The organism is Micromonospora sp. SCSIO 07396 (assembly GCF_053667945.1).
On the sequence record NZ_CM132210.1, the window covers coordinates 1701191 to 1724604 of the forward strand.

Annotated in this window: 19 protein-coding genes; 6 read left to right on the forward strand and 13 right to left on the reverse strand. The window is 73.1% G+C overall.

Annotated features, from left to right (window positions below; all coding sequences use genetic code 11):
- The first annotated feature begins 188 nt into the window (after positions 1-188).
- Positions 189-1952, forward strand: coding sequence for a DUF1996 domain-containing protein (locus ACWCHM_RS07570; protein WP_454221852.1), 1764 nt, complete (start codon positions 189-191; stop codon positions 1950-1952).
- A gap of 109 nt (positions 1953-2061) precedes the next feature.
- Here ACWCHM_RS07570 and ACWCHM_RS07575 read toward each other — a convergent pair whose 3' ends face one another.
- From ACWCHM_RS07575 to ACWCHM_RS07600, 6 genes are all read right to left on the reverse strand, one after another.
- A complete protein-coding gene (locus ACWCHM_RS07575; RefSeq protein WP_454221853.1) occupies positions 2062-3609 on the reverse strand; it encodes a cellulase family glycosylhydrolase in 1548 nt (515 codons plus the stop codon).
- Between the two features lie 127 nt (positions 3610-3736).
- Positions 3737-4585: a LacI family DNA-binding transcriptional regulator gene (locus ACWCHM_RS07580; protein WP_454221854.1), complete on the reverse strand. Its 849-nt coding sequence runs from the start codon at positions 4583-4585 to the stop codon at positions 3737-3739.
- Positions 4586-4602: 17 nt separating this feature from the next.
- Positions 4603-5859, reverse strand: coding sequence for an ROK family protein (locus ACWCHM_RS07585; protein ID WP_454221855.1), 1257 nt, complete (start codon positions 5857-5859; stop codon positions 4603-4605).
- Positions 5860-6011: 152 nt separating this feature from the next.
- Positions 6012-6812, reverse strand: coding sequence for a hypothetical protein (locus ACWCHM_RS07590; protein ID WP_454221856.1), 801 nt, complete (start codon positions 6810-6812; stop codon positions 6012-6014).
- Between the two features lie 25 nt (positions 6813-6837).
- Entirely contained in the window at positions 6838-7863 is a 1026-nt protein-coding gene (locus ACWCHM_RS07595) for a zinc-dependent alcohol dehydrogenase (RefSeq protein WP_454221857.1), read from the reverse strand.
- Complete coding sequence (locus ACWCHM_RS07600; protein WP_204961763.1) at positions 7860-8195, reverse strand: L-rhamnose mutarotase; 336 nt, start codon at positions 8193-8195, stop codon at positions 7860-7862. The genes ACWCHM_RS07595 and ACWCHM_RS07600 overlap by 4 nt, the downstream gene beginning before the upstream one ends.
- 172 nt (positions 8196-8367) lie before the next feature.
- Between ACWCHM_RS07600 and ACWCHM_RS07605 the strand changes: the two genes are divergently transcribed.
- Positions 8368-9063: a FadR/GntR family transcriptional regulator gene (locus ACWCHM_RS07605; RefSeq protein WP_204961764.1), complete on the forward strand. Its 696-nt coding sequence runs from the start codon at positions 8368-8370 to the stop codon at positions 9061-9063.
- An 11-nt stretch (positions 9064-9074) separates the two neighbouring features.
- Here the strand turns inward: ACWCHM_RS07605 and ACWCHM_RS07610 are convergent, their stop codons facing one another.
- The 5 genes from ACWCHM_RS07610 to ACWCHM_RS07630 all read right to left on the reverse strand — a co-directional run bounded on the left by ACWCHM_RS07610 (position 9075) and on the right by ACWCHM_RS07630 (position 14995).
- Positions 9075-9956: an amidohydrolase family protein gene (locus ACWCHM_RS07610; RefSeq protein WP_454221858.1), complete on the reverse strand. Its 882-nt coding sequence runs from the start codon at positions 9954-9956 to the stop codon at positions 9075-9077.
- Positions 9953-11278 (reverse strand): enolase C-terminal domain-like protein, encoded by a 1326-nt coding sequence (locus ACWCHM_RS07615; protein WP_454221859.1) that lies wholly within the window; start codon positions 11276-11278, stop codon positions 9953-9955. The genes ACWCHM_RS07610 and ACWCHM_RS07615 overlap by 4 nt, the downstream gene beginning before the upstream one ends.
- An 81-nt stretch (positions 11279-11359) precedes the next feature.
- Positions 11360-12397, reverse strand: coding sequence for an ABC transporter permease (locus ACWCHM_RS07620; protein ID WP_454221860.1), 1038 nt, complete (start codon positions 12395-12397; stop codon positions 11360-11362).
- Complete coding sequence (locus ACWCHM_RS07625) at positions 12390-13931, reverse strand: sugar ABC transporter ATP-binding protein (protein ID WP_454221861.1); 1542 nt, start codon at positions 13929-13931, stop codon at positions 12390-12392. The genes ACWCHM_RS07620 and ACWCHM_RS07625 overlap by 8 nt, the downstream gene beginning before the upstream one ends.
- Positions 13928-14995 carry a sugar ABC transporter substrate-binding protein gene (locus ACWCHM_RS07630; RefSeq protein WP_204961769.1) on the reverse strand — a complete coding sequence of 356 codons (1068 nt, stop codon included), beginning with the start codon at positions 14993-14995 and terminating at the stop codon, positions 13928-13930. Before ACWCHM_RS07630 ends, ACWCHM_RS07625 begins: the two co-directional genes overlap by 4 nt.
- A 474-nt stretch (positions 14996-15469) precedes the next feature.
- Here ACWCHM_RS07630 and ACWCHM_RS07635 point away from each other — a divergent pair, with 474 nt between their 5' ends.
- From ACWCHM_RS07635 to ACWCHM_RS07645, 3 genes are read left to right on the forward strand one after another with little or no spacing between them, the layout of a single operon-like run.
- Entirely contained in the window at positions 15470-17116 is a 1647-nt protein-coding gene (locus tag ACWCHM_RS07635) for an amino acid adenylation domain-containing protein (protein WP_454221862.1), read from the forward strand.
- Positions 17113-18450: a hypothetical protein gene (locus ACWCHM_RS07640; RefSeq protein ID WP_454221863.1), complete on the forward strand. Its 1338-nt coding sequence runs from the start codon at positions 17113-17115 to the stop codon at positions 18448-18450. Before ACWCHM_RS07635 ends, ACWCHM_RS07640 begins: the two co-directional genes overlap by 4 nt.
- 16 nt (positions 18451-18466) lie before the next feature.
- The gene (locus ACWCHM_RS07645) at positions 18467-19231 is read left to right on the forward strand and encodes an enoyl-CoA hydratase-related protein (protein ID WP_454221864.1); all 765 of its coding nucleotides are present in this window, start codon (positions 18467-18469) and stop codon (positions 19229-19231) included.
- Between the two features lie 44 nt (positions 19232-19275).
- Here the strand turns inward: ACWCHM_RS07645 and ACWCHM_RS07650 are convergent, their stop codons facing one another.
- Together ACWCHM_RS07650 and ACWCHM_RS07655 are read right to left on the reverse strand one after the other, a co-directional pair.
- On the reverse strand, positions 19276-19956 hold the full coding sequence (locus ACWCHM_RS07650; RefSeq protein ID WP_204961772.1) for a response regulator transcription factor: 681 nt from the start codon (positions 19954-19956) through the stop codon (positions 19276-19278).
- A gap of 55 nt (positions 19957-20011) precedes the next feature.
- Positions 20012-21337 (reverse strand): sensor histidine kinase, encoded by a 1326-nt coding sequence (locus tag ACWCHM_RS07655; RefSeq protein WP_281896239.1) that lies wholly within the window; start codon positions 21335-21337, stop codon positions 20012-20014.
- A gap of 499 nt (positions 21338-21836) precedes the next feature.
- On the opposite strand from ACWCHM_RS07655, the gene ACWCHM_RS07660 reads away from it, so the two are divergent.
- Positions 21837-23369: a non-reducing end alpha-L-arabinofuranosidase family hydrolase gene (locus tag ACWCHM_RS07660; protein ID WP_281896243.1), complete on the forward strand. Its 1533-nt coding sequence runs from the start codon at positions 21837-21839 to the stop codon at positions 23367-23369.
- The last annotated feature ends 45 nt before the right edge of the window (positions 23370-23414 follow it).

Here is a 23414-nt window from a genome sequence, read left to right on the forward strand (position 1 = left end):
TGCCGGGCACGCGCGGCGGCCGGTGACCCCGTCACCCGGCCGCCGCGTCCGGTTGTGCCCGGTCGGGTCGGGACTTCTTACCGAACCATGACGCACCCGGCCGACGGTGACCGTTGCCCACCGCCGGGCCGTATCCCCGCACGACAGCACATCACCGCAGCCGGTTTCCGGCTTGGAGGAGATTTCCGATGAACCGCAGACCCGACGGGACCCCGCTGATCCACACCCGGCCGGCCCGGATCGCCCTGGCCGCACTGGTTCTGGCGGCCACCGGTGCGCTCACCGTCACCTTCGTCTCCGGCGGTGGCAGGGGCACCGCGGACGCCGCCACCAGCCTGGACCAGTTCGTGCCGATCGAGAAGGTGCCGCCGAACGTGCGCAACCCGCAACCGGCCCCCGGCGGGTCGACCGGCCGGTTCACCGTGGACTGCGGCACGAACGGCAACGGCAAGTTCAGCCCGGACAACCCGGTGGCCCAGCCCGGCATCCGCAACGGCGCCGAACACGTCCACGACTTCGTCGGCAACCTGGCGATCACCGCCAACTCCTCCAACGCCGACCTGGACGCCTCCGGCACCACCTGCCGCAACGGCGACAAGTCGTCCTACTTCTGGCCGGTGGTACGCATCGACAAGAGCGTCCGCAACGACGACCAGGTGCGGCAGGCCCTCGCCCAGACCCAGCCGATGGTCGTCTGCCCCCCGGTCGGCAAGCGGCTGCGCGCCGTCCCCACCGGGGCCCGGGGCACCGTCGACCGGCTGCTGGCCGACCTGGACCGCCAGCAGGCCGCCGCGAACCAGCGGATGACCGCCAGCCGGGGCCGCATCGACGCCGCGTTCAACCGGGAGGTCACCGACGCGTTGCGGGCCCGCCGCGCCACGACGATCAGGCAGATCAGCAGCACGGTCACCGCCGCCGGCGGCAACCAGCCCGGCCTGGTCTCGCTGGTCGAGTGCGACGTCAGCTACGACGACATGCACGCCCGGATGCCCGCCGGTGCCCACCGCGCCAGCGTCACGGCGGCCCAGGCGGCCAACCCACGCATCCAGTGCCCCACCGTGCGGGACAAGCTGCCCGGTGTCCCGGCCGGGGCGCTCGCCGAGGTGAACCGCAACCTCGACGAACTCGACAGGCAGCTCTCCGAGGCCAACGAACGCCTCGTCACCAGCCGGGGTCAGGGCGGCCCGGCCTTCGTCGACAACGCCATCCTCGGCCCGCTACGCGCCAAGCGGATCGCCGTGCTCGACCGGATCGCCATCGCGATCAGCCGGCAGGCCACCCGCCCGCAGGGCCTCGACGCGTTCGCCACCTGCACCCTGGACCAGGCCCCCGCCCCGGCCGGTACGCCCACCACCGCAGCGCCCACCACCGCAGCCGCACTGCCCGACCCGCAGGGGCCCGACCTGGAACTGCCCGGCAACACCGGCGGCATCGTCCGCCCGGCGCAGGTGCTGATCGAATACCGCGGCAACCCGGTCAGCCGGGTGGTGCCGATGCCGAAGTTCCTCCGGGCGCTCACCGGTGACGCCAAGCCCACCAGCCGTGGCCCGGCCAACGCCCGCGCCACCTGGACCTGCTCGGGCTTCGCCGACCGGCTGGCCGACAAGTACCCGATCTGCCCCGCCGGCAGCCAGGTGCAGCGGGTGCACGACTTCCCCGGCTGCTGGGACGGCAGGAACATCGACAGCGACAACCACCGCAACCACGTCGCGTTCGCCGACCGGGCCACCGGCGCCTGCCCGCAGGGCTTCCGGGCGATCCCGCAGTTGCGGATCACCGTCGGCTACGACATCCCCCGGGACGTGCAGCTCAAGGGCCAGTACGCACTCGACTCGTTCCCGGAGGAGAACCACAACCCGTTCTCCGACCACAACGACTTCGTCAACGTCAACTCCGCCCAGACCATGCAACGCATCGCGACCTGCATCAACAAGGGCAAGAACTGCTCCTGACCCCTGGGCGCCCGGCGCGGGAGGGCGCGACACCACCGCCACGCCGAGGGCGGTGGTGTCGCGCCGACCCGTGGCCGGCCCGGCCGGTCGGAACCGGTCGGATGGTCGGTTACGGGGTGACGGAGAGCAGGTGGGCCCGGTAGCCCTCGCCGTAGCTCTTGGTCGGGGTGCCGTTGTAGTCCTCGATGAGCACGTTGCCGCCGCTGCAACCCCACGGGTTCCAGGTCCACGCGGTGTAGCCCAGCCGCTTGCCGTCCAGCCAGGTCATCAACCGGTCGATGTAGTCGTGGGCGCAGGTGTCCTGGCCGATCTCCCCGGCGTGCACCGGCACCTGCGCGGCCACCGGCGCGATCTGGGTGTCCCAGCAGGTCTCGGTGACGCAGGCGTTGAAGTTGTACGAGTGCCAGGAGGCGACGATGTTGTTGCGCGGGTCGGTCGGTTTGTAGGTCAGCCACTGGGTCAGGTCGTTGGTCCAGGTCAGACCGGGAACCAGCAGCACGTTGGTGGCCCCGGTGGCGCGGACGGCGTCGACCAGGCTCTGCATGCCGGCCACCTGGTACTCGATGCCGGTGCAGGTGCCGCCGTCCCGCAGGCAGCGCCACGCGGCCGTCATGTCCGACCAGTTGTTGGCGGCGTCCGGGTACGGCTCGTTGAACAGGTCGAACAGCACCGCGTCGTTGCCCTTGAACGCGGTGGCCACCCCGGTCCAGAACTGGGGCGTGTACTGCCGGCTCGGCATCGGCTTCTGGCAGGTGGCGTTGACGTCGGTGCAGGCCGAGATGTTGCCGGTGTACTGGCCGTGGGTCCAGTGCAGGTCGAGGATCGGGTTGATCCCGTTGGCGACGAGCAGGTTCACGTACGCCTTGACCGCCTGCTGGTAGGTGGCCCCGCTGGGCGACCCGGACAGGCCGAGCCAGCAGTCCTCGTTGAGCGGGATGCGTACCGCGCGGATGTTCCAGGCCTTCATCGCGTCGACGGAGGCCTGGTCGACCGGGCCGCTGTCCCACATGCCCTTGCCCTGGACGCAGGCGAACTCGCCGCTGGCCCGGTTGACGCCGAGCAGGCGGTAGGTCGCCCCGGCCGCGGTGACCAGCCGGTTGCCCGACACCCGCAGGCTCGGCGCGGCCCCGCCCGGCGGCGGGGTGGTGGTCGGCGGGGGAGTGGTGGGTGGCGGCGTGGTGGGCGGTGGGGTGGTCGGCGGTGGCGTGGTCGTGGGTGGGGGCGTGGGTGTCGTCGGGCTGACCACGCCGGTGCAGGTCGTCCCGTTGAGCGCGAACGAGGTGGGCACGGGGTTGGTCCCGCTCCACGCGCCGTTGAAGCCGATCGTGGTGGACGCGCCGGTGTTCAGCGCGCTGTTCCAGCTCATGCTGGCCGCCGACACCCGGGCACCGGACTGCGACCAGGTGGCGCTCCAGCCCTGGGTGACCCGCTGGTCGGTGTCCGGGAAGTCGAACGTCAACGTCCAGCCGGTCAGCGCCGAGCCGAGGTTGGTGATGGCGACGTTGCCGCTGAACCCGCCGTTCCACTGGCTCTGCACGGTGTAGGTGACGGCACAGCCCGCGGCGGCGGCCGAGGCCGGCAGGGTGGCCGCGGTCAGGCTGGCGGCCACCAGCGTGCCGGCGGCTGTCGCCGCCAGCAGGGCATGACGACGTGTCATGAAGCTCTCCTAGGCATAGAGGGGAGCGTCGATGGGAGCGCGCCTGCGAGCTTTCTTTATTCGCCTTATTAAGTCAAGCGTATCGATGCCGTTTCGACGGACCGCCAGGTGGAACCGCATTCCCGCCCTACCGGGGTGGGCCGGTCGTGCCCCGGGCGACCACCGTCTCGGTCGCGCACCAGCGCTGCGGCACCGACTCGCCGGTGACCAGCCGCAGCACCGACTCGCCGACCGACTCGCCGAACGAGTGCACGTCGAGGCTCATCGTGGTCAGCGCCGGCGAGGCCAGCCGGCACAGGCTGGAGTCGTCCCAGGCGATCAGGCTGACGTCCCGGGGGACCCGGTACCCCAACTCGGTCACTGCGTGCAGGCCCGCCACCGCCATCAGGTCGTTGTCGTAGATGACCGCGGTGGGGGGTGTGGGCCCGTCCAGCAGCCCGGTGGTCAGCCGCGCCCCCGACTCCGCCGAGTAGTCGCCCGCCACGACGACCGCGTCGACCCCCGACTCCGCCGCCGCCGCCGCCGCCAGCATCGCGGCCGTGCGGGTCCGGGTGTGCAGCAGCGCGTCGGGGCCGCTGATCCGCGCCACCCGCCGGTGCCCCAACGCCACCAGGTGCGCCAGGGCGGCCCGCATCGACCCGGCGTCGTCGCGGCGTACCGCCGGGTTGTCCCCGGTGGGCTCACCCGCCACCACCACGGGCAGCCGCAGTTCCCGCAGCACCGCCGGCCGGGCGTCGTCGACCGACGGGTTCACCAGCACGACCGCGTCGACCAGCCGCTGCCGCGCCCACCGGCGGTACGCGGCGATCTCGGCGTCGTGGTGCGCGACGACGTGCAGCAGCACCGACCGGCCGTGCGCGGCGAGCCGCTCCTCGATGCCCGCGATGAACTCCATGAAGAACGGTTCGGTGCCGAGCAGGCGGGGCGGCCGGGCCAGCACCAGCCCCACCGCGCTCGTGCGCCACGTGTCGTCCATCGCCTACCCCCGGATCCTCAGCCTGCCGATTCGGTGAGCCGGACCCGGTGACCGGCCACCTGCTCGGGTGGGCGTGGCCCGTGGCCCGGCGGGACCAGCTCCGATTCGAGGACCAGGGCCGCCGCGCCGATCGCCGAGGCCGTCGCGGCGGAACGGGAGAGCCGGACGTCGACGGTGTGCGTGCCCCGGGCGAAGCAGGCGCGCAGTTCCTGCCTGACGATCGGCAGGTACACCGACCCGGCGGTGGCCAGGCTCGGCCCGGTCAGCACCAGCACCTCCAGGTCCATCAGGTTCGCCAGCGTCCGGGCGGCCACCCCGACGTGCCGGGCCGACCGCTCCAGCAACGCCAACGCGTGCGGCTCGCCCCGACGGGCGGCCCGGCTGATCGCGGCGAAGTCGGCGACCACCGAGGGCCGGCGGACACCGGGCGTGAACCCCACCGCCCGCGCCGTCGTCGGCTCCGACCGGGCGGCGGCGACCACGGCGGCCGGCCCGGCCAGCGCCTCCACGCAGCCCCGCGCCCCGCACCAGCACCGCGGCCCGTCGGCCGACACGCACACGTGCCCCAACTCGCCGACGTTGCCGCTCGGCCCCCGGTAGGTGCTGCCGTCGATGACCAGCCCGGCACCGATGCCGGTGCCCATGTAGAGGGCGGCGGCCGAGGTCGCCGTGCCGAACCCGCCGGTCCAGTGTTCGCCCAGCGCCGCCGCGGTCGCGTCGTTGTCCAGCGCCACCGGCAGGGCCGTCAGCCGCTCCAGCGCCGCGCCCAGCGGGAACCCGTTCCACTGCCGCATCGCGGGGGCGAGCCCCACGTCCGGCGGGCCACCCATGCCCCGGGTGGCGTTGACCGGCCCGGGGAACACCAGGCCGACGCCGAGGATGCGGTCCCGTTCCACCCCGACCCCGTCGATCAGCGCGGCGATCTCGGTGGCGATCCGGGCGACCACCGCCGCCGGCTCCTGCGCCCCGGCCCCCGGGCGGGAGATCCGGGCCACCACCGTGCCACCCAGGTTGGTCAGGGCGTACGTGATGACGCCGTGGTCCAGGTGCACGCCGACGGCGTACCGGGAGGCGTGGTTGAGCTGAAGCAGGACCCGACGTTTGCCGCCCGTCGACTTCGCGTGGCCGGTCTCGACCACCAGGTCCTCGTTGATCAGCTTGCGGACCAGGGTGGAGATGGTCGGCGCGGTGAAACCGGTGGCCCGGATCAGCCCGACCCGGCTGATCGTGCCGGCCGCGCGGATCGCGTCGAGAACGACCGACCTGCTGCTCACCTGGGGTTTGCTCGCTGCTGGTCCGCTCACTGCTTCTCTGCCAGGGGCTGTTAGGTCGGCGGACCAGAGTATACAAGTATCCCGATGGCACAGGATCGTGGTCGAACCGGCCATGTCCGGGTGGCCCACCCCCGACCGGCGGGCCGGGTGGCTCAGTCGTCGGCGGCCGGCCCCGTCCCGCGCCACCCGACCACCGTCGCGTCGTCGGTGGCCACCCCGTGCCGGGCCTCGGCCGCCCGGACCCGCCTGATGATCCCGTCCGGCCCGTCGGTGTCCAGCAGGCGCAGCAGGCCCGCCCAGTCGGTGCGCCCGAAGGTGTCCACGAGCCGGCTCGCCCCGTTGCTCAGCAGCGCCGCCGCCGTCACCCCGCCCGCCGGGCAGTCGCCGGTGACCGCCTCCTCGACCACCAGCGGGTCGTCCTTGGCCACCCAGAAGCCGCCCGGGGCGTTGCGGTGCCCCCGTAGCTCGGCCAGCAACCGCCGGTGCTCCCCGCTGCCCTCGGCCACGCCGACCAGCCGCCGCTCGAAGGACCTGGCGATCACCACCTCGCGGGGGTCGTGGGCGACGAGCGGCCCGCCGGCCACCCGGCCGACGACCGCCACCGCGTCCCCGAGGACCAGGTGCTCGACCAGCCCATCGGTGCACCGCAGCACCGCCACGGCCGCGTGCGGGCTGCTCGGGTGGGTGACGTCGCAGGTGCCCCGGTGCGCGTCGGTGACCTGCTCGATCCCCTCGGCCAGCACCGCCCGCAGGCTCCCGCCCGTCGACAGGGCGCCCAGCAGCGCGCCACCGAGTCGCCTGGCGTACCAGGCCACGCCGTGCCGGCAGACCTCGCCGGCCCCGGGGACGCCGCCCGCGCCGTCGACCAGCACCAGGCCGGCCGGCACCGCCCCGGCGAAGTCCTCGTTGTCCCGCCCGGGGTGTCCCGCGTCGGTCGCCAGCACCACCCGCATCCGCCGATCATCACACGGCCGGGATTCACCACGTGACCCCGCAGTCGACGAGGATCTTCACCTCGCCGCCGGCGGCGAGCGCCTGGAACGCCTCGGCCACCTCGGGCAACGGCACGACCCGGGTGATCAGCCGCCCGGCGGGCACCAGCCCGGCGTGCACCAACCGGACGGCCTCGGTGTAGTCCTCCCGCTCGTACACCCGCACCCCGATCAGCTCCAGCTCCCGCCAGAAGACGCGGTGCAGGTCCACCTCCCGGGGGGTGGGGTGGATCGCCACCACGACCAGCCGGCCGCGTGCGGCGAGCAGGTCGGTCGCGGTGCGGACCCCGGCGGCGGACCCGGACACCTCGAACGCCACGGCCGCCCCGGCCCCGCCGGTCGTCTCGTGCACGTGCCGGGCGACGTCGACCGTCGCCGGGTCGACGGTACGCAGCCCGAGTTCGGTGGCCAGGGCCCGGCGACGCGGGTCGAGTTCGAGCACCGTCACCTCGGCCCCGGCGGCCCGGGCGACCGTCCCGATGAGCAGGCCGACCGGCCCGGCGCCGACGACCACCGCGTGCTCCCCGGCGGTCAACCGGGAGCGGCGTACGTCGTGCACGGCGACGGCGGTCGGCTCGATCAGCGCGGCGTGGGTCAGCGGCAGGTCCGCCGGCAGCGGCACCACGATCCGTGCGGGCACCGTCCACGAGCGCTGCATCGCGCCGGGGGAGTCGATGCCGACGAAAGTGAGCCGGTGGCAGATGTGGCTGTTGCCGGCCCGGCAGGCGGGGCAGTCGCCGCACCAGTCCAGCGGCATCACGGTCACCGGGTCGCCCACCCGGTGTCCCGCCACCCCCGGGCCCACCTCGGCGATACGTCCGGACATCTCGTGCCCGATCACCGCCGGCACCCGGACCCGCTGGTCCATCGCGCCGTGCGCCACGTGCAGGTCGGTGCCGCAGATCCCGGTGTACGCGACGTCGATACGCACCTCGCCGGGTCCGGGCGGTACGACGGCGGTCCGCTCGACGACGAAGGTGTGGTCCCCGACGTAGTGCGCGCTGTGGTTCACGACTCCTCCTCGGACAGGTGCCAGACCTCCCGCATCGGTGCCCACCAGTGCCCCGAGCCGGGTTCGGCGACCGACTCCTGACACGGGTCGGTCAGCGTCCACCACTGCTGCGTCCGGGGGTCGGCGGCGATGCGCCGTTGGTCGGCGTCGTGGTCCTCGCCGACGTACTCGTAGTAGCCGAAGAGCAGGTCGCCGTGCAGGAAGATGCTGTAGTTGCGGATGTTCGCGGCGCGCAGCGTCCGTTCGACGTCGGGCCAGACGGCGGCGTGCAGCCGCAGATAGGTCTCGCGCTGCTCGGGTCGGAGCCGGATCACCCAGCCGTAGCGCTGCACGTCACGCCCCTCCGGTGCGGGTGGTGGCCGCTGGTCGACGGCGGTGGGCGGCGGTGGGACGACCGCCGTCGGCGAAAACGTCGGATGTCTCTATATTGGTGGGGGTCGCCGCCGGCCGCCCCAGCCGCAGCGGCCGGGACGACGCGCGACCGGCCGGCCGGAGGGGGACGTGATGGCACTGACCGACGACGCGATCGCCAAGATCCGGAGCATGGTCCAGAGCGGCGAGCTGCCGCCGGGTGCCCGGCTGCCACCCGAGCCGCAACTCGCCGAGCAGATGGGCCTGTCGCGCAGCGGGGTCCGGGAGGCGGTGAAGGTCCTCGAATCGGCCCGGGTGCTCGACGTCCGCCGCGGCGACGGGACGTACGTCACCAGCCTCGCCCCCCGGCTGCTGCTGGAGGGGCTGGGGGTCGCGGTGGAGTTGCTGCGCGACGACACCCTGCTGGAGGTGATGGAGGTGCGCCGGCTGCTGGAACCGATGGCCACCGGGCTGGCGGCACTGCGGATGACCGAGGCCCAGCTCGACGACCTCGGCGGCATTCTGGAGGAGATGCGGGCGGCGGCCGACGACGCCGAGAAGCTGATCCGGTTCGACACGGCGTTCCACCACACCGTCGTCGCCACCACCGGCAACGAGACCCTCACCTCGCTGCTGGACGGGTTGTCCAGCCGTACCCTGCGGGCCCGGGTGTGGCGCGGGCTGATCGAGGGCAACTCGGCGCACACCACCATCGAGGAGCACCACGCGATCTACCGCGCGCTGCGTTCGCGTGACCAACTGCTCGCCCAGGCGAGCGCGTTGATGCACGTCAACACGTCGGAGGCGTGGCTGCGTACGGTGCTGGCCGCCAACGCGGGGCCCGCCTGACCCGGCCGGCGTCACGCCGGCCCCGCCGGGTGGGTCGCGCTGACCCGGTCGGCCAGCCCGTAGGTGCGCACGGCGGTGCCGGCGAGGATCTCCCGGTGTTCCCGCTCCGACAGCGGCGGCAACGCGGCCGTCAACGCCCGCAGCACCCCGGCGTAGTCCGACCGGAGCAGGCAGACCGGCCAGTCCGAGCCGAACATCAGCCGCTGCGCGCCGAACTCGGCGACGGCCACCGCGACGAACGGCCGCAGGTCGTCAGGTGTCCACTCCGGGGCGGCCTCGGTGACCAGGCCGGACAGCTTCGCGGTGACGTTGGGGTTGGCGGCGAGCGCGGCCAGCGGGCCACGCCAGCTGCGTAGCCCCGCGTCGCCCGCCTCGATGCGGGGCTTGCCCAGGTGGTCCAGGACGAACCGCAACCCCGGCACCGCACGGGCCGCCCGCGCCGCCGCCGGGAGCTGGTCGGCGCGGATCACCAGGTCGAACGCGAGCCCGGCGTCGGCGAGCGCGGCGAGCCCGCGACGGACGTCGGACCGGTCCAGGTAGTCCGGGTCCGGCTCGCCCTGCACCTGGGAGCGCACCCCGGCCAGGTACTCGCCGCCGCGTAGCCGGCGGTAGCGGGCCACGGTGGCGGGCACGTCGTCGGCGGCGACGTCGAGCCAGGCCACCACCGCCAGGATCGGCGCGGTGTCGGCGGCGTAGCCGAGGAACTCGGCGGCCTCGTCGCGATGGCAGCGCCCGCCCTCGACCAGCACGGTGCCGGTGACCCCGGCGGCGGCGAGCTCGGTGGTCAGGTCCGCCGGGGTGAACGGCCGCCGGATGGCCGCCAGTCCGGGCGCGTCCAGCCAGGTGTACCCGCGTTCGGGCCGCCACAGGTGGTGGTGCGCGTCGATGATCACGGCGTCACCGGGCCCGGGGTGGCGGCGGCGTCGGCCCACTGCGGGCCGTCCGGGAACCGGTACGCGGCCAGGGACTCCGGCCGGATCTGCCCGCTCATGCCCGGCGCGGTGGGGGCCAGGTAGCGTCCGCCGGTGACCCGGACCGGGTCGACGAAGTGGTCGTGCAGGTGGTCGACGTACTCGATGGCCCGGTCCTCGGTGCTGCCGCTGACCGCGACGAAGTCGAACATCGCCAGGTGCTGCACCAGTTCGCACAGCCCCACCCCACCGGCGTGCGGGCAGACCGGCACCCCGTACCGTGCGGCGAGCAGCAGGATCGCCAGGTTCTCGTTGACCCCGGCGACCCGGCAGGCGTCGATCTGCACCACGTCGACGGCGTCGGCCTGGAGCAGCTGTTTGAACACCACCGCGTTGTGCACGTGTTCGCCGGTGGCGACCCGGATCGGGCTGAGCGCCTTGCGGACGGCGGCGTGCCCGAGGACGTCGTCAGGCGACGTCGGCTCCTCGATCCAGTACGGGTCGAACGCGGCCAGCTCCCGCATCCACCCGATCGCCTCGGGCACCCCCCAGATCTGGTTGGCGTCGACCGCGAGCCGGACCTGCGGCCCGACGGCCTGCCGGGCGATGCCCATCCGGCGTACGTCGTCGGCCAGGTCGCCGCCGACCTTGAGTTTGATCAGCCGGTAGCCGTCGCGGACCGCCTCCGCGCAGAGCCGCGCCAGCTTCCCGTCGTCGTAGCCCAACCATCCCGGCGTGGTGGTGTACGCGGGGTAGCCCTCGGCGCGTAGCCGCCGTTCCCGTTCGGCCCGGCCGTCGGCGGCCCGCCGCAACAGGGTCAACGCCTCGTCCTCGGTGAGGGCGTCGCGCAGGTAGCGGAAGTCGACCTGCGCGACTATCTGCTCCGGGCTGAGGTCGGCGAGCAGTTTCCACAGTGGCTTGCCGGCGCGGCGGGCGGCGAGGTCCCACACCGCGTTGACCAGGCCACCGGCGGCCATGTGCACGACCCCCTTGGCCGGACCGAGCCAGCGGATCTGGCTGTCCCCGACGAGCCGCCGGGCCAGCGCCCCGGGGTCGGCGGTCAACTCGTCGACCGGTTGGCCGATCACCATCGGGGCCAGCGACCGGACGGCGGCTACCTGGATCTCGGTGCCGCGTCCCACGGTGAAGACCAGCCCGTGTCCCTCGCCGCCCGCCGAGGTCCGCAGGACGACGTAGGCGGCCGAGTAGTCGGGGAACGGGTTCATCGCGTCCGACCCGTCGCGGTGCACGGAGGTGGGGAAGCGGACGTCGATGGTGTCCACCGCGGTGATGCGCTCAGTCAACGGAACTCCTGGTTGAGGGGGTCGGATGCGTCGGCGGCCCGCCTCGTGGGCGGGTCGCGCGGGGTCCGGCCGGTGGGCCGGTCAGGTCTGCGCCTTGCCACCGGTGATGCGGGAGACCACCAGGGCGACCAGGATGACCGCGCCGTTGAGGAAGTTCGTCCACTGTGCGGGCACCCCGGCCAGGGTCAACACGTTGATGATCAGGAAGAGCAGCAGGACGCCGGTGAACGCGCCGAAGACACTGCCCCGGCCGCCGTTGAGGCTGACCCCGCCGATCACCGCCGCCGCGAACACCTGGAAGATCGCGCCGTCGCCCTGGGCCGCCGGCACCGCCGCCAGCCGGCCGCTGATCAGCAGGCCGGCCAGGGCGGCGAGCACGCTGGCCACGACCAGCGCGACCCACAGCACCCGGTCGGTGCGGATGCCGGCGGCGCGGGCCGCGTCGGCGTTGCCGCCGATGGCGTACAGGGCGCGGCCGGCGCGGGTGTGGCCGAGCACGACGATGCCGGCGGCGAACAGCAGCAGCGACACCCAGATCGAGGCCGGCACCCCGAGCCAGCTCGTCGAGCCGAGGTACGTCATCGAGCCGGGCAGCGCGAAGAAGGTCTGCCCGCCGGAGATGCCGGTGAGCAGACCCCGCAGGATGATCAGCATGCCCAGCGTCACGATGAAGCCGTTGAGGCCGAACCGGACGATGAGCAGCCCGTTGAACGCCCCGACCAGCGCCCCGACCAGCAGTGTCACCGGCACCGCCCAGGCGTCCGGGAGCAGGTCGAGCCCCAGCCCCCGGGTCAGCTCCGGGTCGACGACCAGCCAGGCGGCGATGCCCGGGGCGAGCCCGAAGGTGGACTCCAGCGACAGGTCCATCTTGCCGGTGATCAGCACGATGGTCTGGGCCAGCACCAGGATCGCGATCTCCGACATGCTCTGCAGCACGTTGAGGATGTTGTCGGTGCTGAGGAAGACCGGGCTGATGATCCACCCGACGATCGCCACCGCGACGATTGCCGGCACCAGCGCCAGGTCACGCAGCCGGGCGACGGCCAGGCGCCGCGACGACGGGCGGGTCGGCGGGGGCGCCGACGCCGGCACCGTGCCGGTGGACAGCGTGTCAGACATGGTGGAGGTCCACCCCTTCCATGGCGGCTACCAGATCGTTGTCGCTCCAGCCGCGGGCCATCTCGGCGACCACCCGGCCCTGGAACATCACCAGCACCCGGTCGCAGATGCGCAGGTCGTCTAGCTCGTCGGAGACCACCAGCACGGCGGTGCCCCGGCGGCGGACATCCTCGACGACACCGAGCAGGGTCTGCTTGGACCGCACGTCGACCCCAGCGGTGGGCGTGATCAGCACCAGCAGCCGGGGATCGTTGGCCAACGCCCGACCCATCACGACCTTCTGCTGGTTACCGCCGGACAGGTCGGCCACCGGCGTCTGCGGCCCGGCCGCCTTGATCGTCAGCGCGGCGATCGTCTCGCGGGCCAGGGCGTCCCGGCGGGCCCGGGAGACGAGTCCGTAGCGCCCGACCCGCTGCGGCACGGTCATCGTGACGTTCTCCGCGATCGACAGCGCCGGCACCAGGCCCTCCCGGTGCCGGTCCTGTGGCACCAGCCCCACGCCGGCGGCGAGGGCGTCGGGCACGCTGCCCGGCCGCAGCACCCGACCGGCCAGGGCGACCGACCCGGCCACCGGGCGGGTCAGACCGACGACCGCCTCGGCGACCTCGACCTTGCCGCTGCCGCCACCACCGGCGATGCCGACCACCTCGCCCGCCCGGGCCCGCACCGACAGCCGGGCCCCGGACGCGGTGACCAGGTCCCGCACCGCCAGCAGCACCGGCGCGTCGGCCGCCGGTGGTCGGTGGTCGGCCGCCGGCATGCTCACGTCCTCCCCGGTCATCGCGGCGACCAGCGCCTGCCGGCTCAATCCGGCGACCGGGGCGGTGCGGATGTGCCGGGCGTCGCGGAAGACCGTCACCCGGTCGCACAGGTCGTAGATCTCCTGGAGGTGGTGGCTGATGAACAGGAACGTCACCCCCTGCGCGCGCAGGTCCCGGATGCGGGTGAACAGCCGGTCGATGCCGGCGGCGTCGAGCTGGGCTGTCGGTTCGTCCAGGACGATGAACCGGGCACCGAAGGACAACGCGCGGGCGATCTCCACGAACTGCCGCTGCTCGACCGAGAGCGTCGCGGCCGGCTGGCGGACGTCGACGTCGACCGACCACTGCGCCAGCAGGTGCTGCGCCTCCCGCCGCAGGCTCGACCAGCGGATCAGGCCGGCCCGGGAGCGGGCGTGCCGGTTGAGGAACAGGTTCTCCGCCACGGTGAGGGTGGGGATGATCGTCGACTTCTGGTAGACGCAGGCGACCCGCTGCCGCCAGGCGTTCCGGTCGGCCAGCGGCGGCGCGGGACGGCCGCCGAAGGCGACCACCCCGTCGTCGGCGGCCAGCAACCCGGTCAGGATGCCGACCAGCGTCGACTTGCCCGCGCCGTTGCGGCCCACCAGCGCGTGCACCTCGCCGCGCCGGACCGTGATCCCCGCTGCGGACAGGGCGAGCGTGGAGCCGAAGCGCTTGGTGATGTCGACCGCCTCGACGACCGGTGGGTCGACGTCGGCCGGTGCGCCCTCGGGGTGGTACGGGGCGGTGGTCATCCCTGTCGGCCCCACAGCGAGGGGTCGTCGTACCGCACCGTGGGTTGACCGGCGACCGGTGCGCCGTCCAGGGTCACCAGGGGTGCCGGGAGCTGGTCCTCCAGCAGGCCGTCGCGTACCTGGATGATGGTGCTGCCGTGGTCGGTGGGGCCGGGTCGGAACGTCTTTCCCTCGATCGCCGCCTTGGCGTACTCCAGCCCGTAGCGGGCGTACAGGTCGGCGGGCTGGCTGACGGTGGCGTCGATCAGGCCGTCGCCGATGTTCTTCAGCTCCTCGGGGATGCCGTCGTTGGACACCACGAAGACGTGCTTCGGGTCGGTCGGTGGCACCTGCAGGCCGCGCTGCTTGAGGATCTGCAGGGTGCCCGACAGCGCGAACGACGACTGCATGTAGACGCCCCGGACGTCCGGGTCGGACGCGAAGCGGGTCTGCAACTTCGACGCCGCGACGTCGGCCTTCCAGTCGGTCGCCTCCCCGAAGACCTTGATCCCGGGGAACTCCTTGGCCATGCACTCGCTGAACGCCTCGGTGCGGTCCCGGCCGTTGATGGAGTCCAGGCCGCCCTGGAGCATGACGACCTTGCCCCGGCCGCCGAGCTTGCTGCCCAGGAACTGGCAGGCCTTCGTCCCGTACGCCCGGTTGTCGGCGCGGACCACCATGAATACCGTGCCGGTGTCGGGCCGGGTGTCGATGGTGACCACGGGGATCTTGCGGCTCTCCAGCTGGGCCAGGGTCGGCGCGATCGCGGCGGTGTCCTGCGGGGCCATCACCACCCCCTTGACGCCCTGGCTGATGAAGGTCTGGGTGTTCGAGATGAGGTTGGCGATGTCGTTCTGCGAGTTGGTGGTCTTGAGGTCGATCCCCAACTGCCCGGCGGACTGCGGCACGTACCTGATGTAGGAGTTCCAGAAGTCGGTGTCCGAGCGGGGGTAGTCGACCCCGATGAGCGGCTTGCCGCCGCCCGCGCCGGTCCCGGCCCCCCGGTCACCGCAGCCGGCGGTGAGGGCGGCCGTCGCGCCGAGCAGCACCGTCAGCCCCGCGCTCACCAGACGTCCGTGGTTCATCGTGTTCGCTCCGTTTCTGCGGGAGTGGCCCGGCGGGTCCGGCCGCCGCCGGATGCCGGGTGCGGGGACGGGACACGGAGACCCTCCGTGGGTGGGAGGTGGGGTGGTGCCGGCATGCACGGTCGAGACATCAGACGTTAGAGTTTCCATTGTGTAACGTCAATGCCTTGACATCGGCTTCCACGTGCGGCCGAGGGCGGCCTGTCGGGGGCTGGCACCCGCGCTGCGGCGGTAGACGTCGTACCAATGCCGCGTCCGCTCGGACGCCCTCGGCTCCGGTGTGCCACGGATGGTGGCGGAGGTGGCCGCGCCCCGATGAACGTTACCGCGAAATCAGTAGTTTTCCGGCGTGTCGTCCGCGCCTCTGCCGCCCGGTCGGCTGCCGCGCCACGGGTCTAAGAGATTTCCCATTTGCATTGGCCAGCATCGATTCCGATCGCCGCACAGGGCGGCCGGTCAGAACAGGAGCGGCCCATGTCCGTACGACAGTCCACCGACGACACCGCCATCCACCAGGTCGGCCTTCTGACCGCCGGGCCGGACGGCTGGCGGACGAGCCTGCTGGACCACCTCCCACCGCGCGACCGGCGGCTGTTCCACCGGTTCGGCCAGGGGCCCCGGGTGCCCGCCCCCGAGCTGCGCATCCACCAGGCGTTCGCCAGGTGGGCCGCCACCACGCCGGACGCCGTCGCCGCCGAGCACCTCGGGGTACGGATCGGCTACCGCGAACTGGACCGCCAGGCCAACCGGCTCGCCGCCCACCTCGTCGCCCTCGGCGTGCGCACCGGCGACACCGTGGGCGTGTTCACCAGCCGGTCGCTGCCGATGCTGGTCGGCATCCTGGCCACCCTCAAGGCCGGGGCGGCCTACGTACCGCAGGACGTCCGGATCGCCCCCGCCGCGCAGCTGCGCCAGGTCGCCTCGACCGCCCGCTGTCGGGTGCTGCTCACCACCGCGGCCACCCTGGACGCGGTGCCGGAGCTGCCCAGTGTGCCCCGGCTCGCGGTCGACGAGCTGATGGCCGAGCCGCTGCCACCCGGTGGGCACCTCACCGCCCCCGTCCCGGACCGTCCGGTACGCGCCGACGACGGCTGCTACGTGCTGTTCACCTCGGGCACCACGGGCACCCCCAACGGCGTCACCGTCACCCACGGCAACGTCGCCAACATCCTGCTCACCGCCCCGGGCGACCTGGGGATACGGCCCGGACGGACGGTCGCCCAACTGCTCAACGTCGCCTTCGACATGGCCGCCTGGGAGATCCTCGGCTGCCTCGCCAACGGCGGCACCCTGCTCGTGCGCGACGGGGACCTCACCGCCACCGCCGCCCGGGCCGGCGTGGTGGTCGCCACCCCCTCGGTGCTCGCCCGGATCGACCCGGACCGGTGCGCCGGGGTGCGGGTGGTCGCGGTGGCGGGGGAGCCCTGCCCGCGTCCGCTGGCCGACCGGTGGGCCGCCGGCCGGGTGTTCTACAACTGCTGCGGGCCGACCGAGACCACCATCGTCAACACCATGCACCGGCACCGGCCGGGCGCGCCGCTGACCATCGGCCGACCGACCCCGAACAACACCGTCTACGTCCTCGACGCCGACGGACGGCCCTGCCGCATCGGTGAGGTGGGCGAGATGTGGGCCGGTGGCGACTGCGTCTCCGCCGGCTACCTGGACAACGACGCGCTCAACAGCGAGCGGTACGCCCCGGACCCGTTCCTCGGCGGCGACCGGCTGATGTTCCGTACCCGCGACCGGGGCCGCTGGCGCGCGGACGGTGAGCTGGAGCATCTCGGCCGCACCGACGACCAGGTGAAGGTCAGGGGTTTCCGGGTCGAGCTGGACGCGGTCTCCACCGTGCTGGAGACGGTGCCGGGCTGCCGGCGTGCGGTCACCCTGCGGGTCACCGACCGGGACCTGGTCTCCTTCGTCGCCCCCGCCGAGCTGGACCCGCAGCGGTGCCGGGAGACGGTGGCCGCGGCGCTGCCCTACTACTGCGTGCCGGCGGCCGTGCACCCGCTGCCGGAACTGCCGATGACCGGCCGGGGCAAGGTCGACCGGGACGCGTTGCACCGGCTCGCCCTCGACCTGCGGTGGCAGTGGGCCCACGTCGAGGAGGCGGCGGCGTGAGCACGACCGGTCTGCGACCCGCGTCGACGCCGCCGCGCACCGGCCCGGCGGGCGTCCCCGACGACATGCTTCCCCCGCCGGTGTCGACGCTGCGCCGGGTGCTGGCCCATCCCCGGTTCATGCACCACCACCGGCTCGTCGCGGCGGTGCTCGCCGGCAACACCGCGCTGCTGGCGTACGGGCTGGCCGCCGGCTGGTGGCCCGGCCCCGCAGCGGCCGACACGTTGGGAGCCGCCGCGCTGGGCAACGTCGCGCTGGCCGTGCTGATCCGCCAGCAGTACGTGATCAACCTGCTGTTCCGGCTGGCCACCCGGGCACCCACCAGCTGGCCGCTGCGGGTGCGGGCCACGTTGGGCAAGGTCTACCACTTCGGTGGGCTGCACGTCGGCGCGGCGTTGGCCGGCACCGCCTGGTTCCTCGCCCAGCTCGGCGCGTTGACCGTGCGCGGCGGCCCGGCGGGGGCACTGGTCACCGGGTACGCCGTGGCCGTCCTGCTGCTGGCCGTCGTCGGCACCGCGCTGCCACCGGTGCGGTCCCGCCGGCACGACCTGTTCGAGCGCACCCACCGCCTCGGCGGCTGGGCGGCCCTGCTGCTGCTCTGGGCGCAGGCCGGTTTCCTGGCCGGCGGGCCGGCCGCGCTGGCCACCTCCCCGCAGGGCGGGGTGCTCGCGGTGCTGACCGTCAGCATCGCCCTGCCCTGGCTGCGGCTGCGCTGGGTGCCGGTGCTGGTGCAGCGTCCGTCCTCGCACGTGGCGCTGGTCCACTTCGACCACGGGGTGACGCCGTTCCCCGGCTCGTCCACGGCGGTCAGCCGCAGCCCGCTGTGGGAGTGGCACTCCTTCGCCAACGTGCCGACGCCGGGACGCAGCGGGTTCCGGTTGACCGTGAGCCGGGCCGGTGACTGGACCGGCCGGTTCGTCGACGACCCGCCGCGCCGGGTCTGGGTGAAGGGGATCAGCACCGCCGGGGTGGCCAACATCGAGACGCTGTTCCGCCGGGTGCTGTACGTGGCGACCGGCAGCGGGATCGGCCCGGTGCTGCCGCACCTGCTGGCCGGGCAGGTGCCGGCGAACCTGGTCTGGGTGGCCCGCCGGCACCGGGAGACCTTCGGCGACGACCTGGTCGACGAGATCCTCGCCCACCAGCCCGACGCGTTGCTGTGGGACACCGCCCGCGACGGCAAGCCCGACATGCTGCGGCTGGCCTGGCAGGCGTGCCGCCGGTACGACGCCGAGGCGGTCATCTGCATCTCGAACCGCCCACTGACCTGGCAGGTGGTGCGGGGCATGGAGGAACGCGGGGTGCCCGCGTACGGCGCGATCTGGGATTCCTGAGGAGAGGGAGGCGACGATGAGGGTCACCGTGGAGAAGGACGACCGGGTGGTCACGGTGCGGTTGTGCCGGCCCGAGGCGCGCAACGCGCTGGACACGGCGCTGCTGACCGAACTGGTCGAGACGCTGCGCCCGTTGGACCGCGACCCGGGGGTGGGCTGTTTCGTGCTCACCGGCTCGGACGAGGTCTTCGCGGCCGGGGCGGACATCCGGGAGATGGCCGGGAAGTCCTTCCTGGACGTGGCGTTGGACGACCACTTCGCCGGTTGGGACGCGTTCGCTGGGCTGCGTACCCCGAAGATCGCGGCGGTGGCCGGTTACGCCCTCGGCGGCGGGTGCGAGCTGGCGATGATGTGTGACCTGATCTTCGCGGCGGACAACGCCCGGTTCGGGCAGCCGGAGCTGCGGCTGGGGGTGATGCCCGGCATCGGCGGCACCCAGCGGCTGACCCGGCTGGTGGGCGCGGCCAGGGCGATGGACCTGGTGCTCACCGGTCGGCAGCTCGACGCGGCGCAGGCGTACCGGTGGGGCCTGGTGTCCCGGGTGGTGCCGACGGACCGGCTGCTGGCTGAGGCGAAGGCCGCGGCGGCGGTGGTGGCCGGATATCCGAAGCTCGCGACGATGCTGGCCCGGGAGGCGGTCCGGCAGGCCGAGGAAGTGGGGGTGCAGGCCGGGGTGCTGTTCGAGCGGCGGGCCTTCCACGCCCTGTTCGCCACCGAGGACCAGCGCGAGGGGATGGCCGCCTTCCTGGAGAAACGCCAGGCCCGGTTCGCGGGTCGCTGAGCCACCGCGCCGCCCGGGGCCCGTCGGGGTCCCGGGCGGCCGGCTCACAGGGCGCCGATCTGGTAGCCGAGGCCGTGCACGGTGCGCACCACCCGGTCGCCGAGCTTGCGCCGCAGGTAGTGCACGTACGTGTCGACCACCGCCTCGGTACGGTCCGCGCCGAACACGTGTCCGCGGAGCTGGCTGCGGCTGTGCACCATCCGGGGTTGGCTGGCGAGCAGCCGGATCAGCTCGAACTCCCGGCCGCTGAGCGTCACCTCCCGCCCGTCGGGCAGCCGTACCCCGCGCTGGGCCAGGTCGAGCTGACCGGCCCCGATGGGAATCAGTTCGGCCCCGTCGAAGCGGCGGCGGGTCAACGCCCGCACCCGGGCCATCAGCTCGGTCACCTCGAACGGTTTGGGCAGGTAGTCGTCGGCGCCCGCGTCGAGGCCCCGGATGCGTTCGTCGAGGTCGCCGAGCGCGCTGAGCATCAGCACCCGGGCGGCGACGGAGCGTCGCCGCAGCCGGACGAGCAGGTCGACCCCGTCGATGGCGGGCAGCCGCCGGTCCAACATGATCACCTGGTAGGGGCCGCGCAGCGCCAGGTGCAGACCCCGCTGACCGTCGCGGGCCAGGTCGATCGGGTACCCCGCCCGACGGAACAGCTCGACCAGCATGTCGGCCAGTTCCGCGTCGTCCTCGACCAGGAGCAACGGGCCGTGCGCCGGGGGTGACGGGTCGGTCATCCGTTCATGGTCGCACCGAAACGGCAGAAGGTTGACCGGTGGAATTTCTCGCCGGTCAGAATCTGCTGGTCGCGCGTTCCCCGCCCGCCCGGTCCCGGCCCGCCCACCAGCGCAGGGGCCACCGGCCGCCGACCGGGTCGCCGTCCGTCGGTGGGCCACCGGCCCGCCCCGGGTCGGCCACCGGCAGCCGTACGGTGAAGGTGGCGCCCGCCCCGGGCCGGCCGGTGGCGCTGATCGTGCCGCCGTGCGCGGTGACCACTTCGCGGACCAGCGCCAGCCCGAGCCCGGCCCGGCGGTCCCCGGCGTCGGGCCCCCGGTGGAACCGGTCGAAGATCCGGCCGGCGTACCGGGGGTCGAATCCCCGGCCGGAGTCGCTGACCAGCAGCTCGATCCGGTCCGCGCCGGCCGGGCGTAACCGCACCTGCACCCGCCCGCCGGCCGGCGTGTGGTGCAGGGCGTTCGCCAGCAGTTCCGCCACCACCCGGTGCAGTGCGGGCCCGACACCGTGCACCGGCACCGGGTGGTCCGCGCCGGTCACCCCGAGCGTCACCCCGAGGGCGGCGGCGCGCGGCGCGTCGGCCCCGATCGCCTCGACGACCAGCGCGGCGAGGTCGACTGTGGCCGGCGGCCGGGTCATCGCCGCCGGGTCGGCCAGCCGGGCCGACAGGAGCAACTCGTCGACGATCTCCCCGAGCCGCCTGGTGGTGTGCAGCAGCCGGTCCAGATCCTGCCGGTCCGCGTCGTGCGCCGCGCCGGTCGTCCGCTGGGCCAGCAACTGGGCCGCCGTGTGCACCCGGGTGATCGGGGCGCGCAGCTCGTGGCTCGCGTCGGCGACGAAGCGGCGTTGCCGGTCGAGCGCCTCGGCCAGCGGCAGCACCGACCGGCGACGTAGCCGCAGGTCGGTCGCGGTCGCCGCGACCAGGACGGCCAGCGCGGCGGTCGACACCGCCCACAGCAGGTAACGCCGTTCGGCGAGTTGGAAGCGGGCGTCGAAGACCACCTGGACGACCTCGCCGTCGCGCCACTGGGTACGCAGGTGGTAGACGGTGCCGTTGCGGGCGACCTGCCCGACCTGGGGGCGGCCGGTGCGGGCCACGGTGTGGATCGCCCCGTGTTCCGGGAACCCGGCCGGCGGCGCGCCACCGTGACCGGTGTCGCTCGCGCCGCCGAAGATCCAGGTGCAGCCGGACGGGTCGGCCGGGCGGCCGTGCACCATCGCCCAGTCCAGTTCGTGGCGGATCCGGGCCTGCTGGACGTGCACCAGGGCGGCGTAGCCGACCCCGCCGGCCACCGCCAGCAGAGCGACGACCAGCAGGCCGACGGCCAGCCCGGTCCGTGGCCGGGCGTGGGTCGCCGGCCGTGTCCGGCCGGTCAGCGGCACCGGGCCGCCGCCCCGTGCCCGCGGCTGCGACCTCGTCCACCTGCCCGGCCATTGACCCGCATTCATCGAAGATGGCACATCGCGCACCGGATCGGAAGGGATCTCCGTCGCCTGCCGGGCGGCGGAGGAGTTCCGGCGTCTCCCGAACCGGGGTACCCGGAGAGTGAGCGTTAACATCGCGGCCGTGAAGGTCGCCCCGTGGGTGGCCCCTGCCGCACGGTGCGGACCTGGATGGGTGCCCGGACCAGCTCTTGAGCCGTCGGAAACCCTCTGGTAACATCGCCGGATCTGAATGGAACCCCTGCCGGTCCGTTCGCCCCCACCAAACCGATCATGCATGTGCCCGACTCCGCGCCGGTCGATGTGAGCGTTCACAATTGCCGGTCGTCTCCGGTTCCGTCCACGGAGCGCGGGTCGGTCAGACCACCCAGGCCCTCGGCGACGACGTCACCGGGGGCCGCCGCGCAGGGGCCACCCGTCCTCATGAAGGAGCACCCCCATGCACCTCCCGGCTGACCATCCCAGCCCGGCTCCCCGCAGTCCCGGCCGTCGGCGCTGGCTGCTGTCGGCGGCCACCGCGCTCGTGACCGCCCTGAGCGGTGGCGTCGTCGTCGCGGCCACCGAGACGGAGGCCGCCGCCGCCACGATCGACACCGGCGCGTCGTACGTGCTGGTCAACCGCAATAGCGGCAAGGCCCTCGACGTCTACAACCTGGCCACCACCGACGGGGCCCGGATCGTCCAGTGGACCCGTAACGACGGCAGCCAGCAGCAGTGGCAGTTCGTCGACTCCGGCGGCGGCTACTACCGGTTGAAGTCGAAGCTGTCCGGCAAGGTGCTCGACGTCTCCGGCAAGTCGACCGCCGACGGCGGACCGATCGTGCAGTGGACCGACAACAACGGCACCAACCAGCAGTTCAGCATCCAGGACATCGACGGCTACATCCAACTGATCAACCGGAACAGCGGTAAGGCCGTCGAGGTGCAGGGCGCGTCCACCGCCGACGGCGCCAACATCGTGCAGTACGCCGACTGGAACGGCACCAACCAGCAGTGGCAACTCGTCAAGCTCGGTGGCACCACCACCCCGCCGCCCACGACCCCGCCGCCGAGCGGCAACTGCACGCTGCCGTCGTCGTACCGGTGGTCGTCGACGGGTCCGCTGGCCACCCCGAAGTCGGGCTGGGTGTCGCTGAAGGACTTCACCGTCGCCCCGTACAACGGCAAGCAGCTCGTCTACGCCACCACGCACGACTTCGGCAGCTCGTGGGGGTCGATGAACTTCGGCCTGGTCGACAACCTCAACCAGCTCGGCTCGGCGTCGCAGAACACCATGAGCCAGGGCACCGTCGCGCCGTCGCTGTTCTACTTCGCACCGAAGAACATCTGGGTGCTCGCCTACCAGTGGGGCGGCGCGGCGTTCTCCTACCGCACGTCGACCGACCCGACCAACCCGAACGGTTGGGGCCCCGCCCAGACGATGTTCACCGGCAGCATCTCCGGCTCCGGCACCGGCCCGATCGACCAGGCCCTGATCGCCGACAGTCAGAACATGTACCTGTTCTTCGCCGGTGACAACGGCAAGATCTACCGGGCCAGCATGCCGATCGGGAACTTCCCCGGCAACTTCGGCTCCAGCTACACGACCATCATGAGCGACACCTCGGAAAACCTGTTCGAGGCGCCGCAGGTCTACAAGGTCGCGGGCCAGAACCAGTACCTGATGATCGTCGAGGCCCGGACCAGCTCCTGGGAGCGCTACTTCCGCTCGTTCACGGCGACCAGCCTGAACGGCACCTGGACGCCGAACGCGGCGACCTACAACAACCCGTTCGCGGGCAAGGTCAACAGCGGTGCCACCTGGACCAACGACATCAGCCACGGCGAGCTGCTGCGCACCAGCGCCGACCAGACCATGACCATCGACCCGTGCAACCTGCAACTGCTCTACCAGGGCCGGTCGCCCAGCTCCGACGGCGTCGACTACGGCCTGCTGCCCTACCGGCCGGGCCTGCTCACCCGGCAGCGCTGAGCATGCGCACACCGGCGGACCTCGGGGGTTCCTGAGGTCCGCCGG